This is a genomic window from Caballeronia sp. GAFFF2 (assembly GCF_023631485.1).
Taxonomy (GTDB): Bacteria; Pseudomonadota; Gammaproteobacteria; order Burkholderiales; family Burkholderiaceae; genus Caballeronia.
This window is the reverse complement of sequence record NZ_JALQDA010000001.1, coordinates 16,426-29,878: the sequence shown is the minus strand read 5'-3', so window position 1 is coordinate 29,878 and position 13,453 is coordinate 16,426. Positions and strand designations below refer to the sequence as shown.

The following is a 13,453-nucleotide window of genomic DNA, read 5'->3' as shown; positions in this document are numbered from 1 at the left end:
GTCTTCAGAAGATCTTCGGGCGGTAGTTGTGTTCCGCGTCGAGCACACCCATGAATCGTAGGCCTGCCGCGCCATCGAGGTCACCGGGGTAGAACAGAACCGTCGGAACGTGAACGCGCCCCTTGAGCTGCTCGAGAAGCGAGAAGGTCCGGTACATCGGGAAGAGCGAGCCGGTGCGCAGGATGAATACGACGTCGCGCAGTGGATCGGGATTCTCCGGCATCCGCCCAGCGACCAAGTCAACTAACGGCGTGTACTCAGACAGGACCGAATGTATAGTCTCGACGAGAGTCTCAACGCCCTGGTCCCGTTCTGCGTTAAACCATTCTTCCAACGGACGCTGCGACTGCATGGCCTCCGCCAGGCACTCCGAGAGTGAAATACGTTTGATGCGCTTGCCCCTCTGCGAGAGGCGCGTCTCGAGCAGAGTAACGTGTTTGCGCAGCTCGAATTCCTCTTCGGGGATGTAACGAAACAGCGCATACGGCATGTCGTGATAAGCGCTGATGCGTTCGCGTGGATCGGGAAGCTCGAGCACGGGCTCGAGATCCTGCTTGATGCGCGCTTCAAGGTCGCTCATGCCATCATTCCCTCTGCATATTCGTGGGAGCTTGCACACGGTAAATCCAATTCCACGATGCTGCCCGCCACGTGGTATTCGAGCTTGCGGAACTGATGCAGCCGCAGGAGCTCATGCTCAACGTCAGACGGCCGCATCAAAAAGAGCCTCCAGTCGGGCGAGTTGACGAGCTTGCCAGGGCTCAACCTCAAGTCGCGCATCGCATGGAGCAAATACATGAAGCTTTGCTCTGGCAGGTGGTATGACGCAAACTCCTTCTTTACTGCGCCGCGAAGGAGTCCGAAGTCCGCAGCCATCTTGAGCAGCCCAGCAGCAACGCGCTTCGTAGTTTGATCGGACCATGCGTGCTCGGTGACAGCGCCGCGCTTGTCAATGTCGCAGAGATACGAGCCAACTTCCTCTGGTCGGACACGGAATGCGCCAGCTTCGTAAGCGTTGAACAGCCACGTTTCTAGGAAGTCACGTACAAGGAATTCGTCGCGGGTGATGTGCCACAGAAGCAGCGGTTTCCATTTCTCGATGGTAAGTCCCTGCTTCGCCAACATGACCAGCGCCCTATCCCGTCCTCCCGGGTCGAATCTTCGATTCAGGACGTGCGCGACGTCGCGCAGCCAAGCAGCGCTACGGGCACCGATGAAGTTTTCGGCGCGAAGACGATCTAGGTTCTGGCGCTTCGATTCTTGGAAATTCCAGGTCGCGAAGACAGCATAGGTTTCTTCGATCATCGCGCCTTTGATGACCATGAACGACGAGGCGACGTTCGCGCGCGAGCTCGAATTCACGCGTCCGTTCCCCTCACATAGGGAACAGCGAGGGCGGCGGGCTCACCACGCGCGAAGCCGAGAGCGAGCAGCGTGAGGTCTGCATCTGTGCAGCTGAAAATGCCGGGCAGCGGCACGGCTCGTCCCTCCGCAGAACGGCGCAGTCTCGCGTAGGCTTCGAGATCTTGCTCACTGACGAGCTCGAACCTTTGAAGCAGATCGACAAGGTCTGTGCTGCCCAAGGTTTCGATCCGCTCGAAGAACGAGTCCCAGTGATCGGCATCGTCCAACCAGCGCTCCCAACGCGCGTCGAACTCTTCCTCGACCTGTTCTGGCAGGTTCCAAAGCGTAATGCAGGCCGGCGGGTTGAAAACCTCGTCGCATCGATGCGCAGCGACAGCAAAAACCGATCGCGCTTGCGCGAATCGGTGGGTGCGCGGGAATCCGCGCCGCAGCGTTGCGGTTCCCAGTCTGCCGAGTTGACCCTTGGTGTTCCACCAACGCGCATTGTCGAGCTCTCCAAAGCGCGCCACGACGAGTCGTAAGCGGAGAAGTCTTTCGAAATCAATCATTGCGCCATGTAGTAATAAGTTGCCGCCTTTTGTGGCGAAATGATTACCTTCTTGCTACTTAATATTGGTGAAACATCGTCGCAACTAGCAGCCGACTGAAGCACTAGCCTCGTTTAAACGCCAAAACTTTTCGGCCACCGTAGCCGGTAGATCATTCGCTGCGAATATGCTATGTAGCCGACGGTCTGCTATATGGGCACCACCCCTGCGATCTTCGGAATTCCGCACACGCGGTACAAAAGCTACGGAATATTAGGACAAAAACTCCAAACCAACAATCGAAGCGCCGTCGACGTACATCAGCGCGGACGAGCACGGCGACATGATTTCTACACGATTCTGGGACGCCCTTAACTCGTGCGCTGCGCCGTCTAGTTCGCCGCGAATCCGTTCACTTCGCCGCCTAGTGAGTGCAGCTCTACGCGAATATCAGGCAATTCCTCCAAAATGAGGTTCGCGGTCTCGACTGTCATCGTTGACGTCTGCTAGTCCAAATCAGTATCGCGTGCGTCGTCGCGCGTGCTAGCTACACACTTGGCTAGCGATCACCTCGCTTGGCGAGTTCCAGGCGTTGGCTTGACGGTGTCGCGCAAGCAATCCGACACCCAAAGAGCGTGCCGACATTCCGCTTCGAGCGTTTGTTTCCTCATGGTCAGTGGCGAGGGGACCCGGCGACCTGCTCAGCTGCCCCACGATAGCCACATATTCGAGCAATCAAAATTCCTCGCCCCCACTTGTCCTTCTCTAGACCCACCCGAATGATGAAACCCGTTTTGGAAAGCGAAAGCGAGTGTGCCGGAGGGTCGAAATTCACAGCCATACCGGTGGTTTCAACCGCAAAGCCAGAGCAGTGTCTTCCGCGACGGATGCGCGCCTGGCAGGCTTCCCGACGATCAAGACCCTCGAGGGCTTCGACTTCGCAGCGGCCAGCGGTGTGCCCAGATCTCAGGTCCAGGAGCTGGCGAGTCTGGCGTGGAGCGAAACGAGAACGTTGTATTACTCGGTCCGAGTGGCACAGGCAAAACGCACATTGCAATGGCACTTGGTTAGGCAGCAACGCAAGCAGGGATCAAGGTGCGCTTCATCACCGCAGCGGACCTGCTGATGATACTGACCACGGCACATCGACAGAATCAGCTGGGAGACGCGCTAAAACGATTCATCAACCCGTACAGGCTGTTGATCATCGATGAGATCGGATACCTGCCGATGAGCCTTGAGCAGGCCAACCTGTTCTTCCAGGTGAGCGCCAATCGATACGAGCGTGGCAGTCTGATCGTAACCAGCAACCTTTCGTTCGGGCAGTGGGACCAGACGTTCGCCGATGACGCAACGCTCCCTGCTGCCATGCTCGACCGGCTATTACATCACGTTCACGTCGTGGCAATCCAAGGCGAGAGCTATCGACTAGGCGACAAGCGACGCGCCGGATTGGTTATGAAGAGATCGACTACGACAAAGGAGAACGCCTCCAACGGAGTGCGGTCGGCACCGCAATAACACTACAACCCGGTGTATCAAATCGAAGTGCCGATGCCGGCAGAAATTGTATCAAATCCTGAGTGCCGTTGACACCGTGAGTGGACGGACTCATGAGTCAATCGACATGGATTCGTTACGCCCCAGTTCTTGCTCCGTTATTCTTTGTCGGCCTGTTGCTTGCGCCGGAATTCACGCACGGGGAAGTGGGTAGGCAGCATCGTCTAAATGCCCATCCTTGCTCTTGCGGAAATGCGGCGATGATCCGCACCAGTACCCTCCACAGTGCTACGCGCTCCATCCCGCCGCGCCACTCGCACTTGCGCGTTCTCCTTCGTCGACAGGTTGATTCCGAGCTCTTCCGCTTCAGGGGCTTGAAGTCCGTGGCTCAGTTGCCCTTAGGCAATGACGATGCGTGCTGGGTCTTGGCGACCTTCTTGGCCGTCGGCTGGTCCACAGCGTCATCCCAGATCCCCATCGCGTCGGTTACGGCCTTTTCGATGACAGCATGCCGGACACGATCTCGGGCATCACTAATTCGGCGTTGCAAATCAGCGCAGCACTGGGCGTCGCTGTCATCGGCGGCGTAGTCTTCGGTGTCGCAGGGCCTTCACCAGATCCGGTAACCCTCGGGAGCGCGCTATTCGTCGCGATGTTGTGCGTTGGCGGCAGTCTGACCGTTTCCGCCGTCCTTTCTATCGCGCTTCAAAATCGAGTGTTCAAGCCGCTGCAAGGACTGCGCCTCGGTGAGCTGGGGGGCGGGCGTCGAGATGCTGCTCTGTCACCGCTGGTGATGCGTCGCTGGTAGGGGTACCTGAGATCCGGATGCCTTTTGACGCGGACACAGACCGTCCTCTCACGCGCAGAAAAAATTCCCCTTTCACAAAAAATGTTAAAGCCTTTAACATCCTCAGAAAATCGCCCTTCTCCTTTATTGGCGGGGCTTCTAGCCAATCACACCGATGTTAAAGCGATGTTAAAGTGATGTTAAAGTTTGTTAAAAATGTTAAAGCTAAAGAGACGCCATGGGGACGTAAGCGGCGACCCACTTTCGATTTCGCGGCTGCAGAAATTCGACGGAACGGTCGGTCCAGGGGCGGTTCGTTTGAGATTCTTGTATTCCCCCGCCCCATCGAAGACGGTAATTCCAGGCAGCAAGCAGGAGCGCAATCGCGCAGGATGGTCCTTTAGGCGTCTAACGCGGACCTTATGCTGCAGTGTGCCAAGAGCTCCACACGCGGCGGCCGGCGCGTCCCTAGGACTTCTGCAGACGGGCCAAGAACGGACGCCCAGCGTCCGGCCACGAATCGTCAATAAGCGGCCTGCAAAAAACCCGTGCAAGTTGATTACCCCGTTCCATCGTTGCCTGTGGATCGAGCCTATCCGCTCAAAGGCTCTGACTTGCCTGGTCATGCTGGCGGGGCGGCGCGTGGGGATTCTAGTTCACGCCGGTGTGTAAATCGCGAGCTTTAACGCGGGGTCGTCGTTCGCCTGAAAGGTGGCGTAATCATAGTGTTGCGGGCCGCGCTCCCGATGGATCAACATCTTTTGCCCGGACGCGCCGGCACGAATATCGTGCGCAATCCACCATTTCGCAAACTCGGCGCTGTGCGCACGTAGTCGTTCGACCAGTTCGACAAAGGCCGGATCGTCGGCATAAAGATCATGCGTTGCGCGAAACAACGCAATCATGCGACGCGCCTCTTTAGTCCAGGCCGCGCCGAAAAGCCGTCGCGAATCCGGTTCGATGAACATGAACACCAGAATGTTGCGGTCCGCTTCGGCAAGGCGCTCGAAGCCGAGTAGATCGGCCGCCGCTGCATTCCAAGCCAACAGATCCCAACGCCTGCCCGTGATATAGGCGGGAAGCTCGAGAGTCGCAATCAAATTCACGATTGGTCCCGGCACGCTTTCACGAATGAAGGTTTGCCGTTCGCCGCTGCGTGCCAGAGCGCGCAAATGCGCCGCCTCGACTTTGCCTAGCTGCAGCGCGCGAGCCAACGCTTTGAGGGTGGTATCGGACGGACTCACCGTGCGGCCCTGTTCAAGACGCACATACCAGTCCACGCCGATGCCCGCGAGTTCGGCAACCTCCTCGCGACGCAATCCGGGCGTGCGACGCCGCCGTCCGTTGTTGATTCCCACTGATTCAGGGCTTAGCTTCTCGCGCCGTGAGCGTAGGAAGTCGCCAAATTCACTCCGGCTTGCAGTTGTCATGACCGTCCATCCTTAAGGAGGTACGCCGGAATCCCAGGATAGTCCCAGGCCTTGTTACCAATGCTACGCCTGCCAGAATGACCTCGTCCAATCACCACCAAAGAGGAACACAGATGAAAGCAGCGATCTTGAAGACGCTTGGCAAGCCGCTTGCGATTGAAGACGTAGCGGATCCTGTATTGGGAACCGGCGAAGTGATTGTCGACGTCGCTGCCGCGCCAGTGCTGTCGTATGCGCAGGAAGTGTTTAGCGGCGAGCGCCGCTACCTGATCGATTTGCCGATCGTGCCTGGCTGCGGGGCAATCGGTCGCGTGCGTGCGTTCGGCCCCGACGCCACACGCCTGAAAAAGGGCGACTGGGTTTTCTGCGACCCAACCGTGCGGTCACGCGATGACGCGCTGACGCCCGACATTACATTGCAGGGCTGGAGTGCGCGCGGCGACGGCGGCCTGCGACTCGCGCGCCATTTCCACGACGGCCCATTCGCCTCGCAAATGCGCGTGCCAACCGAAAACGCCATTCGCATTGGCGAGATCGATCCCGCTGATGCCGCGAAATGGTGCGCGCTCAATACCATGCTGGTTCCTTACGGCGGGCTGCTTGCGTCGAATCTGCAGGCTGGCGAAACATTGCTTGTGAGCGGCGCGACCGGCAACTTCGGCAGCGCATGCGTCGCCGTCGCCCTCTCGATGGGTGTGCGCCGCGTGGTCGCGCCGGGCCGCAATGAACGCGTGCTTGCGGATCTGCAAAGGCGCTTCGGCGAACGCATCCGTACCGTGAAGCTTACAGGCGACGAGGACGAAGATCGGGAACGCATGCGTGCGGCTGCCGGAGCACCCATTGACTGTGTGATCGATCTGCTGCCGCCATCTGCGACCACTAGAACGGTGCGCGCGGCGGTGATGGCCGTGCGGCCGTACGGACGTGTTGTGCTAATGGGCGGTGTCGGCATGCTCGGCGGCGACGGTCTCGATTTGCCTTATCCGTGGATCATGCGCAACGACATTACCGTGCGGGGCAAATGGATGTATCCACCGGAAGCGGTCACGCTAATGACCGGCCTGATTCGTGGCAGTCTGCTCGACCTCGGACACTTTGATGTGACATCCTTCAAACTTCAGGACGTGAACGAAGCCATCAGTCATGCTGCGGCGAATGGCGGCCCATTCAAGATGACGGTGGTCCATCCATGAACGCGGTTTCCCCCGCGCTTCGGTCAGGCCGAGTCAGTGCGCCGGGTCATTTAACCAACGCCACGCCCGATCGCGCCTGAACGATATAGGGTTCACAAGACCTGTCACGCAGATCTTTGACCGTGATATGACAGCCCCTCTTTATATTCGGGATGTCAGGGCATGCAGTCATTCAGGTGCTGCTAACAGGTGCGTTTGATAGAGAGAATTGAAAGATCGGTTCGGGTAATTATGGGTCGAGCGCGACAAGCGCGCGCGAGCTGATTCGCAGTTCATCATTGCTTGCTGTTCGAGCGCTCATAATTGACCGCCTACCCCAGAAGCCGACACTGTACACATCCAAAGCTGAGTTTAGTCGGCAGAGCTGACACCCTTTTTCTCGCGCCATAAAGCAGGATCTAATGCAGAGCGGAATTGGAGGGGCAGCTGTCGACAATTGGCCCTGCGAAGACTGATGGAACGGCCGTTTTGGGAAACTCGACTGGCTGCTCAGGGTCCGAGACCCGACCGACGGCGACTTGATAAGCGACCTACCAGGGAAGCGTCTCGCCGCGGTAGTTGTAATAACGAAGACCTGGCCTGCCCGACGATGCAGCTATCTGATTCACTATTCCAGGAATGCTTTCCTCGACACTCAGCGTCGCATTAGCCCCGCCCATCTCCGTCCGAACCCATCCCGGATCGATGAGCGCGAGACCCCATGAAGCGCTTGCGTGGCGCGCAGCAAATGAGCGCATCAGCATATTCAGTGCCGCCTTGCTGGCGCGATACACTTCCCACCCACCGCTTTCGTTCAGTGCTACGCTACCAAGGCTCGATGACATGATTGCGATCGTTCCTTGCTCTTTTACCTTCTCGCGTAGCCGCTCAACTATGCGGATCGGGCTCAGGGCGTTTGTGACCATCAAACGGGTGAAGTCTTCGGTTGATACTTCGTCCGCTCGATCCGCTGAACCTAAAGCGATACCTGCGTTGACATAGAGAACGTCGAAATCGTGATGAGCAAGACGGCGCGCAAGGGAGTCAGTGTCATAAGGCTCGGCGACGTCCATCTGCTCGATGCATAACCTGTTCCCGAATACCTGCTCAAGGCGGTGCAGCGGCGTATTGGCACTACGAACCGTAGCGACTACTTCCCAGCCGCGCGAAAGCCATTCTTGGGCGAGCGCCATGCCTAGGCCGCGCGATGCCCCAATGATTAATACTTTGTTAGAGCGTGTCATATGGATTTCTCCCTTAACGAAAAAGCGGCGTTGAGATAGCCATGTCGCGGACTAAGCAAAGGTTCTCGTCCGTTGGTTGTGGCTTAGCCAAATTCTGCTGGATCCTCGGCACTGAATGTAGTCACCCGAGTGGCATAAGACATATGTCGTCGAGTAATGACTTGGCTGCTCGCCACGGTGCGTAACCTTAAGCTCGCCATCCGTAAAGCACCAGCACCTTAACGTTCGCTTTCAGTGCAACGGGGACGGGGTGCTCGCCGCTGACGACGTTCACGGTGTTTCTTTCATTGCAGGCGAGCGCTCCGTGCAGATGGGCATCTTACGAGATCTGGCATCACAACCGCACCCGTCACGTCGCAGGTCTCTTCGTACCGATATAGGTCTTTGCGCGCAAGTACGGACTGGGACGGAAGGCTAACGAGGCGATTGCGGAGCAGGCGCACAAACTGGAGTAGTACGCTGCAGCCGGGCAGCGCTTACGCGAACACGCCGCGTTATAGTTGTGAAGTCGTCTGCATGGAGCGCGATATCCTTCCGGTTGCGCGGCGCTGCGCCTCCTTCTTTCTCCCATCCCTGAGACCCGCCCGCATGGATCGCTTAGCCGCAATGGAAACGTTCGTCGCTGTCGTGGAGGCAGGCTCGTTCTCCGCTGCGGCGCGGCGACTTCAGATTGGACAACCCGCCGTTTCTAAATCGATTGCGCAGCTGGAGGAGCATCTGAACGCGCGGCTCTTGTTGCGCTCGACTCGCGGTCTGACACCAACGGACGCGGGGCAGCGGTTTTATGAGCATGCATGCCTAGCCATCGAAGAAGCTGATCGGGCGGAGCATTCTGTGCGCGAAGAATCGGAAGGACTGGCAGGCAGACTGCGAGTGGGCGTTGCCGTGACCTTCGCAAGGTTGCACATAATTCCCTCGCTTGGCACGTTTCTCGACCGACACCCGAAACTCAGCGTAGAAATCGTGATGGACGACCGGCCGATCGATCTGCTCGAAGAAGGCATCGACGTCGCGTTACGTATGGGTCGGCTCGAAGATTCCGGCATGATCGCGCGTCGTGTCGTGAGCGGAAGACGACTTGTGCTTGGCACCAAGGAGTACTTCGAGCGACAGGGCGTGCCACGTACGCCCGCCGAACTCACTCAGCATGAAGCGGTTGTTCACTCAATGCACGGCGGTGGCGATTCTTGGGCGTTTAGACACGCGGATGGCACCGAAGCCGCCGTCACGGTGTCAGGCCGCTTGCGAGCTAGCGCCGCCGAAGGGATGCGCGCCGCAGTGCTCGCGCATTTGGGACTGGCTGTCGCGTCAGAGTGGATGTTCGCGCCGGAGCTCGCGGACGGCTCTGTGAAGGCTGTCCTACTAGATTGGACGCTGCCTGACGTCGACGTGTGGGCCGTCTCTCCGTCCGGTCGAATGGCGACGACGAAGGCACGCGCCTTCATCGCTTTCGTTGAGGGCCTCTTTCCCCTGAAAGACGCTCAGGCGGCCTCAAATACTGGCCCTGCCGATTGAAGCACCGCCGTCGACAAAGAGTGTCTGCCCGGTGACGAAGCCCGCTTCATCGGAAAGCAGGAACGCAATCGCCGCAGCAATCTCTTCAGGCTTACCGAAGCGTCCCATTGGCACGCTCGACAGATAACGCTGCTCGCCCTCACTTCCGGGTGGATTGTTGGCGCGGAACAATTCGGTTTCGGTGGGACCGGGTGCGACCGAATTTACGGTCACGCCTGTCGTCGCAAGTTCCAATGCCCATGTGCGGGCAAAGCTCACGAGAGCGGTTTTAGCTGCGGCATAGGCTGTGCGCTGCGTCATGCCCAAACTGGTGAGGCTGGAGATATTGACGACGCGCCCCCAACCACGCTCGCGCATGCCGGGCACGAACGCCTGTGCGGTCTGGATCGCCGGATGAAAATTCACAGCGAAGACCTCATTGAGCGCCTCGAGATCAATTTCGCCAAGGCGTTGTGGACGCACGAGACCGACGTTATTAACGACTCCGTCGACGCGATGGCGTGTCGCCAGTTCGCGTAGTGCTAAATCGGTACTAACACGATCGCCGAGGTCCAGCGTGACGAGTTCGCCAGGAAATGCCGCTTGTGACCGCGCGATGCCGATCACATGATGCCCTTCCGCGGCCAGCCGCGCGCTGAGCGCGAGGCCGATGCCTTTGGTGGCGCCCGTCACAAGGAAAGTGCGCTTTGTCATGATCGTGAATGTATATGAGAAAAGTGCCCTGAAAAACACCCATAGGCGACGTAGACTGCGCTCAATCACACCTTCCGATTTGCACGCTCGAGTACTGGAAACATATCGGCCGGTTCGGGCCGATGCGTGTAGTCAGGATTAACCTCCGAATACAACACGATGCCATCGTGGCCAATTACGTAGCGCGCCGGCATCGGCAACGTCCATGACGGGTCAGCGTTGAACATAGGCAGATCGTTTTTCAGGTCCTTGTAAAGATCGACCAAGTAGTCGGGCAGCGCAAAGCGCAGGCCGAACGCTGCGCCAACCTCGCCTTTCGTATCGCTCAACACCGGAAAGCCAAGCTTGTTATCGCGTACCGATTTACGGCTGTTGACCGCTGTCTGCGGTGAGATGGCGACGACGCTCGCGCCGTAACCCTCGATTTGCGACAGCACCTCGTTGATCGCTTGCAGCTCAATGTTGCAATACGGACACCACACCCCACGGTAAAACGTGATGACAAGCGGTCCCCGACGAAGCAGGTCGGCCGACAACACCTCATTGCCGTCTTGGTCTTCGAGAACGAAGCTAGGCGCACGGTCGCCCGCCTTGATCGCCCGCGCTGCCTGACCACTTGCGATCAGCGCGGCGGTGGCGCGCTCCATAATCGGGTGAATTGCGGGCGGTGCATTAAACGGCGGCTTGCCGCCTTTGAAGTCTGCCTTGAACGCGTCGAGCTTGTTTTGCAATGACATCGTGCTTCTCCAAAAAGGTTTTCGCGAGCTGTGGCTCAGGCGTCAATTGCGGCAGCCGTCTGCGGCTTCGTCCACTCGTTGCCCTTCATAAAGGCGTCGTAAGGCGTATGCACGATGTGATTCGTGTAGTTGCTCATCACTTTGGTCGCGACGCCGAGAATCACTTCAAACACATTGCGGCGCGTATAGCCGGCCGCGAGAAATGCGTCGACCTCGGCATCGGTGGCAAAACCTCGCTCACGCACCACGATTGCCGTGAAGCGATGCAGGGCTTCCAGCTTTGCATCGGGAAGCGCGGTGCCAGCGCGCAAGGCGTCGATCACGGCCGGGTCCATCTTGATCATCTTCGCAAGCGTGCTGTGGCCAGCCATGCAGTAGTGACACTCATTCTCAAAATTCGAGGTCAGGTAGATGACCTGCTGTTCATGCGGCGTCAGCGTGCTTTTGGAAAACAGATCCCAGAGCGTCGAATAGCCGGCGAGCAGTTCTGGCGATTCCGCCATGAAGGACTGAAGATTCGGTACGAAACCGAAGGCGGCTTTCGTGCCTTCAAGCTGGGATTTGGAGTCATTCGGCGCGGATTCGATGGTGTAGGCGGTGAAGGTATTCATCGTGAGGTCCTTTGTGAGTCGACGGTGAGCACATGATCGCGCACCCATCGCACTACCAGAAGGCAGGCGGCGGTGATAGAACTTATTCTTTCGAGGAATGGCCAGCTAAATCGGCCAATGCCAGCGATCCCGGTGTAGTCCGACACAGGCGATCTGATGTATTACCCTTGTGTCGATACACTGCCGACGTAGAAGGCATCAGCAGTTGATCCAGGAACGGTCGTCTCGGGGTGGTGCGAGCTGGAATCAGTCGATGCAACGCTTTGCGGGAGTGTCCCTATTCGTCACGCTTTGACCATTGCCTATCGCACGCGCTGGCGGGCCCCAAAAGGGTCGCGCCGAGGCATTCGGTGCCTGCGCTCTTGTATTGCCGACGCGGGTGCATTGGGCGGCGATATCCCATTGTCATCATCCCCAGCCGCTTACAAATATGATGTTGGCGCGTCAGGCGCGAAATTAGAAGGATCGACCGCTTCGTACACTGATTCTTCGAAGGCCGAGCCATGCTTCGGCGATGCATTTTGCATTCACCGAGCCCCTCCTCCTGCAGCCACCTATTCCAATCGACGTTAAAGACTAAATGGGCCATCAACTGCACTGTCATGCAGGATGCAGACGTCATCTTCAGAAAACAGCCGAAACAGTTCTGCAGTCGTTGCCACGCCGAGCTTGAGCATGGCGTTCGTTTTGTGGGTGCAGATAGTCTGCTTCGAGCGGTGGCGTGCCAAGGCAATCGCCTTGAGTGATTGACCAGCAAGCGTAGCTTTTAGAACGTCGATTTCACAGGCAGTAAGGGGCTGATAACTTTGGCCACGTCTGGGCAGCTTTGCCGAGTATTTAGCAAGTGTAGACGAAACGAATTTTTTGCGGATGTGAGCCGCATGAATGGCAGCCTTCAAATCCCTGCCGACATCATCCTTATCGAGCACCGCGTGAACGGCCCTCATTGCCGACAGAGTTGCAAGAAATGCTTCATTTTTTATGCAAGAATGCAGGACCAGGCCAACGTCAATATGACCCGCACGTATGCGGGACAGCAATGGTTCGCCCAAGGCGTTTTGCCGCGAACTAACGCTTTGAAGGTCCGCGACGATTACATCACAGTCGACCGCTAGATTCGCCAACGTGTCTGCGCAGTGGGTCGTAGCGATGGTCCTGACCCCGGCGCACTGACGAACCGCCGCCTCAGTGCCAAGTGCGCTAATAAGATGGCCGCCAGCACAAACAACCCTAATTGGCATCGCTATCTCCGCAGGAAGAAAACTGTCGAGACTAATTAGAGATGTAGCATCAGACAATCGGATAAGTATGATTTTGTTCGGGGACGGGATCTGGCTTCCCACCTATCGATCCTCGAGCAGCATCGCCGTCGCACTGGCTGAGAGCTCTGTTACTGAGCCAGGCACGTCGCGAAGCTGGACAGCGGCTTTCGCGAGGACTTTGCGCACGTCGAACTTCACTTCGGCTGTACAAGAACTTGGATTTGTGAACGGCCCGCTACGTTGAGACGCATCCTCATCGGAAGCGGCTTAATGCCATACTCAAAATAATTGACCGGTGCTAAGCATGAAACATATCACCAAGGCTTGGTTCATAAATGAACGAACCCGGGACACCTGGGTGCAAATCGGCGTTCAAGTGGGTAGTAAAGTTCATTACGGGAAAATTTCCGATGCGGCTCTAGTTGAATTGGCATTAAGAGCTTGCAGCACAGTGCAGGAAGCAATGAATACCGAGCTTTTGCAAGCCGTTCGCGCATTCGTCCGTCAGAATAAATACGCTACCGCTCCAATCCTAACTGCGCCCCTTGATCCACTAAGTGATGCCAAGATACAGTCACCGCGTCGTTTATAAGATCAGCGAATTTGATGC

At 57.5% G+C, this 13,453-nt stretch carries 13 protein-coding genes and 1 pseudogene; 5 read left to right on the top strand and 9 right to left on the bottom strand.

Annotated elements, in window-relative coordinates:
* Positions 1-4 precede the first annotated feature (4 nt).
* From NCT04_RS00120 to NCT04_RS00110, 3 genes are read right to left on the bottom strand one after another with little or no spacing between them, the layout of a single operon-like run.
* Positions 5-580 (bottom strand): BREX protein BrxB domain-containing protein, encoded by a 576-nt coding sequence (locus NCT04_RS00120; protein WP_250462413.1) that lies wholly within the window; start codon positions 578-580, stop codon positions 5-7.
* Positions 577-1,362 (bottom strand): BrxA family protein, encoded by a 786-nt coding sequence (locus NCT04_RS00115; RefSeq protein ID WP_250462410.1) that lies wholly within the window; start codon positions 1,360-1,362, stop codon positions 577-579. Before NCT04_RS00115 ends, NCT04_RS00120 begins: the two co-directional genes overlap by 4 nt.
* Entirely contained in the window at positions 1,359-1,913 is a 555-nt protein-coding gene (locus NCT04_RS00110; protein WP_250462407.1) for a BrxE family protein, read from the bottom strand. The genes NCT04_RS00115 and NCT04_RS00110 overlap by 4 nt, the downstream gene beginning before the upstream one ends.
* 871 nt (positions 1,914-2,784) lie before the next feature.
* Between NCT04_RS00110 and istB the strand changes: the two are divergent.
* Together istB and NCT04_RS00100 are read left to right on the top strand one after the other, a co-directional pair.
* Positions 2,785-3,413, top strand: a pseudogene (gene istB / locus NCT04_RS00105) (IS21-like element helper ATPase IstB); the annotation flags it as partial.
* 394 nt (positions 3,414-3,807) lie between these two features.
* Entirely contained in the window at positions 3,808-4,200 is a 393-nt protein-coding gene (locus NCT04_RS00100; protein WP_250462404.1) for a hypothetical protein, read from the top strand.
* A gap of 635 nt (positions 4,201-4,835) precedes the next feature.
* Here the strand turns inward: NCT04_RS00100 and NCT04_RS00095 are convergent.
* Complete coding sequence (locus tag NCT04_RS00095) at positions 4,836-5,609, bottom strand: helix-turn-helix transcriptional regulator (RefSeq protein ID WP_250462401.1); 774 nt, start codon at positions 5,607-5,609, stop codon at positions 4,836-4,838.
* A 113-nt stretch (positions 5,610-5,722) separates the two neighbouring features.
* On the opposite strand from NCT04_RS00095, the gene NCT04_RS00090 reads away from it, so the two are divergent.
* The gene (locus tag NCT04_RS00090; RefSeq protein ID WP_250462398.1) at positions 5,723-6,802 is read left to right on the top strand and encodes an alcohol dehydrogenase catalytic domain-containing protein; all 1,080 of its coding nucleotides are present in this window, start codon (positions 5,723-5,725) and stop codon (positions 6,800-6,802) included.
* Between the two features lie 530 nt (positions 6,803-7,332).
* Here NCT04_RS00090 and NCT04_RS00085 read toward each other — a convergent pair.
* On the bottom strand, positions 7,333-8,025 hold the full coding sequence (locus tag NCT04_RS00085; protein WP_250462395.1) for an SDR family NAD(P)-dependent oxidoreductase: 693 nt from the start codon (positions 8,023-8,025) through the stop codon (positions 7,333-7,335).
* A 588-nt stretch (positions 8,026-8,613) separates the two neighbouring features.
* Here NCT04_RS00085 and NCT04_RS00080 point away from each other — a divergent pair.
* The gene (locus NCT04_RS00080; RefSeq protein ID WP_250462391.1) at positions 8,614-9,540 is read left to right on the top strand and encodes a LysR family transcriptional regulator; all 927 of its coding nucleotides are present in this window, start codon (positions 8,614-8,616) and stop codon (positions 9,538-9,540) included.
* Here NCT04_RS00080 and NCT04_RS00075 read toward each other — a convergent pair.
* From NCT04_RS00075 to NCT04_RS00060, 4 genes are all read right to left on the bottom strand, one after another.
* Positions 9,517-10,233: an SDR family oxidoreductase gene (locus NCT04_RS00075; protein ID WP_250462388.1), complete on the bottom strand. Its 717-nt coding sequence runs from the start codon at positions 10,231-10,233 to the stop codon at positions 9,517-9,519. The two genes, NCT04_RS00080 and NCT04_RS00075, sit on opposite strands and share 24 nt — an antisense overlap.
* 65 nt (positions 10,234-10,298) lie before the next feature.
* Positions 10,299-10,970: a peroxiredoxin-like family protein gene (locus NCT04_RS00070; protein WP_250462385.1), complete on the bottom strand. Its 672-nt coding sequence runs from the start codon at positions 10,968-10,970 to the stop codon at positions 10,299-10,301.
* A 35-nt stretch (positions 10,971-11,005) separates the two neighbouring features.
* Entirely contained in the window at positions 11,006-11,581 is a 576-nt protein-coding gene (locus NCT04_RS00065; protein WP_250462382.1) for a carboxymuconolactone decarboxylase family protein, read from the bottom strand.
* A 569-nt stretch (positions 11,582-12,150) separates the two neighbouring features.
* Entirely contained in the window at positions 12,151-12,633 is a 483-nt protein-coding gene (locus NCT04_RS00060) for a helix-turn-helix transcriptional regulator (protein ID WP_250462380.1), read from the bottom strand.
* Positions 12,634-13,147: 514 nt separating this feature from the next.
* On the opposite strand from NCT04_RS00060, the gene NCT04_RS00055 reads away from it, so the two are divergent.
* Positions 13,148-13,435 carry a hypothetical protein gene (locus NCT04_RS00055; RefSeq protein WP_250462378.1) on the top strand — a complete coding sequence of 96 codons (288 nt, stop codon included), beginning with the start codon at positions 13,148-13,150 and terminating at the stop codon, positions 13,433-13,435.
* Positions 13,436-13,453 lie beyond the last annotated feature (18 nt).

Coding starts and splice junctions, on each gene's coding strand:
- NCT04_RS00120 (WP_250462413.1), bottom strand. CDS start 580: ATGAGCGACCTTGAAGCGCGCATCAAGCAGGATCTCGAGCCCGTGCTC.
- NCT04_RS00110 (WP_250462407.1), bottom strand. CDS start 1,913: ATGATTGATTTCGAAAGACTTCTCCGCTTACGACTCGTCGTGGCGCGC.
- NCT04_RS00095 (WP_250462401.1), bottom strand. CDS start 5,609: ATGACAACTGCAAGCCGGAGTGAATTTGGCGACTTCCTACGCTCACGG.
- NCT04_RS00090 (WP_250462398.1), top strand. CDS start 5,723: ATGAAAGCAGCGATCTTGAAGACGCTTGGCAAGCCGCTTGCGATTGAA.
- NCT04_RS00085 (WP_250462395.1), bottom strand. CDS start 8,025: ATGACACGCTCTAACAAAGTATTAATCATTGGGGCATCGCGCGGCCTA.
- NCT04_RS00080 (WP_250462391.1), top strand. CDS start 8,614: ATGGATCGCTTAGCCGCAATGGAAACGTTCGTCGCTGTCGTGGAGGCA.
- NCT04_RS00075 (WP_250462388.1), bottom strand. CDS start 10,233: ATGACAAAGCGCACTTTCCTTGTGACGGGCGCCACCAAAGGCATCGGC.
- NCT04_RS00070 (WP_250462385.1), bottom strand. CDS start 10,970: ATGTCATTGCAAAACAAGCTCGACGCGTTCAAGGCAGACTTCAAAGGC.
- NCT04_RS00065 (WP_250462382.1), bottom strand. CDS start 11,581: ATGAATACCTTCACCGCCTACACCATCGAATCCGCGCCGAATGACTCC.
- NCT04_RS00055 (WP_250462378.1), top strand. CDS start 13,148: ATGAAACATATCACCAAGGCTTGGTTCATAAATGAACGAACCCGGGAC.